At 58.7% G+C, this 2,122-nt stretch carries 3 protein-coding genes and 1 pseudogene; all 4 read left to right on the top strand.

Features of this window, described 5'->3' with window-relative positions; genetic code table 11:
- A pseudogene (locus tag ACXRVY_RS25710) lies at positions 1-299 on the top strand (ABC transporter substrate-binding protein); the annotation flags it as partial.
- Between the two features lie 55 nt (positions 300-354).
- Positions 355-1,083, top strand: a complete 729-nt coding sequence (locus tag ACXRVY_RS25705; RefSeq protein ID WP_108217648.1) for an ABC transporter permease — start codon at positions 355-357, stop codon at positions 1,081-1,083.
- Complete coding sequence (locus ACXRVY_RS25700; RefSeq protein WP_218429054.1) at positions 1,080-1,790, top strand: ABC transporter permease; 711 nt, start codon at positions 1,080-1,082, stop codon at positions 1,788-1,790. Before ACXRVY_RS25705 ends, ACXRVY_RS25700 begins: the two co-directional genes overlap by 4 nt.
- A gap of 16 nt (positions 1,791-1,806) precedes the next feature.
- On the top strand, positions 1,807-2,122 hold a 316-nt coding region (locus ACXRVY_RS25695; RefSeq protein WP_458238593.1), incomplete at its 3' end, for an ATP-binding cassette domain-containing protein.

Here is a 2,122-nt window from a genome sequence, read left to right as displayed (position 1 = left end):
ACGCCAACCAGGACCAGGTGTACGCCGACCTGATCTCCGGACGTCTCGATGCAGGGATCCAGGACATGCTGCAAGCCGAACTGGGCTTCCTGAAGTCGCCACCAGGCGCCGACTTCCAGGTCAGCGAGCCGGTCGAAAGCCCCCTGCTGCCAGCCAAAACCGCCGTGGGTCTCACCAAAGGCAACGCCGAGCTCCAGGCCTTGCTGAACAAAGGTATCCAGGCACTGCACGACAATGGCACCTATGCGGCCGTCCAGCGGAAGCACTTTGGCGATCTGAATCTATACAGCGGCAAATAATGACCCTGCGCCCATTTCCGGATGGGCACTTTTTTGATCGATGTAGGGCTGCCCAATGCTAGAAAACCTCTTGATGATTCTGGGGCTGTCAGGCTTCAGCCTTAAAGGCTTCGGCCCGCTGTTGCTGCAAGGCTCCTGGATGACTGTCAAATTATCCTTTCTGTGCTTGCTGGTGAGCGTTGGCCTGGGCCTGATCGGCGCCAGCGCCAAGCTTTCGAAATCGGCACTGTTGCGCGTCCCCGCGCAGGCCTACACCACGCTGATCCGCGGGGTGCCGGACCTGGTGCTGATGCTGTTGATCTTCTACAGCCTGCAAACCTGGCTGACCTCGTTTACCGATTTCATGGAATGGGAATACATCGAAATCAACCCCTTTAGCGCCGGGGTCATTACCCTGGGTTTCATCTACGGGGCTTATTTCACCGAAACCTTCCGTGGCGCCATCCTTGCCGTACCGCGAGGGCAGATGGAAGCGGCTACCGCCTACGGCCTGACCCGCGCTCAGCGCTTTCGCCTGGTGGTGTTCCCGCAAATGATGCGTTTTGCCCTGCCGGGCATCGGTAATAACTGGATGGTGATCCTCAAGGCCACCGCGCTGGTGTCGATCATTGGCCTGGCCGATCTGGTCAAGGTGGCCCAGGACGCGGGCAAGAGCTCCTATCAGCTGTTCTTCTTCCTGATTCTGGCCGCCTTGATCTATCTGGTGATAACCACCGTTTCGAACTACGTCTTGCGCCGGATGGAAATCTTCTACGCCGCAGGCACCCGGGAGGCCGTGCGATGATCGAACTACTGCAGGAATACTGGAAACCTTTCCTGTTCCAGGACGGCAATCACATCACCGGGCTGGCCATGACCCTCTGGCTGCTCAGTGCCTCGATCTTCTTCGGCTTCGTGATGTCGATCCCGCTGTCGATTGCCCGGGTCTCGAGCAATGTCTGGGTGCGCTGGCCGGTGCAGTTCTACACCTATCTGTTTCGGGGTACTCCACTCTATATTCAGCTGCTGATCTGTTACACCGGCATTTACAGCCTGGCCGCGGTGCGTGCTCAGCCCGTGCTGGATGCGTTCTTTCGCGATGCGATGAACTGCACCATCCTGGCCTTCGCCCTGAACACCTGCGCCTACACCACGGAGATTTTCGCCGGGGCAATCCGCAGCATGGCCCATGGTGAAGTCGAAGCGGCCAAGGCCTACGGGCTGACCGGCTGGAAGCTCTACGCCTACGTGATCATGCCGTCGGCCTTGCGTCGCTCGTTGCCGTACTACAGCAACGAAGTGATCCTGATGCTGCACTCGACCACCGTGGCCTTCACCGCGACCATCCCGGACATCCTGAAAGTCGCGCGGGACGCCAACTCGGCGACCTTCCTGACCTTCCAGTCGTTCGGCATCGCCGCGTTGATCTACCTGGCAGTCACTTTCTCTCTGGTCGGCCTGTTCCGCCTGGCTGAACGCCGCTGGTTGTCTTTCCTCGGCCCGGCTCACTAATTCAGGATGCTTGTTCATGTACAAACTGACCGTTGAAAACCTGCACAAAAGTTATGGCAACCATGAAGTCCTCAAGGGCGTTTCGCTAAACGCCAAGACCGGCGATGTGATCAGCCTGATTGGCGCCAGTGGTTCGGGCAAGAGCACCTTTCTGCGTTGCATCAACTTCCTGGAAACGCCCAATGACGGCGCCATGAGCCTGGATAACCAGCCGATTCAAATGGTCCATGACCGCCACGGCATGCGCGTGGCCGACGCCAATGAACTGCAGCGAATTCGCACCCGCCTGGCCATGGTGTTCCAGCACTTCAACCTGTGGAGCCACATGACCG

This window comes from Pseudomonas sp. P5_A2_2, from assembly GCF_054177685.1.
The sequence above is the reverse complement of the archived record's forward strand: the minus strand, read 5'-3'. Positions and strand labels throughout refer to the sequence as shown.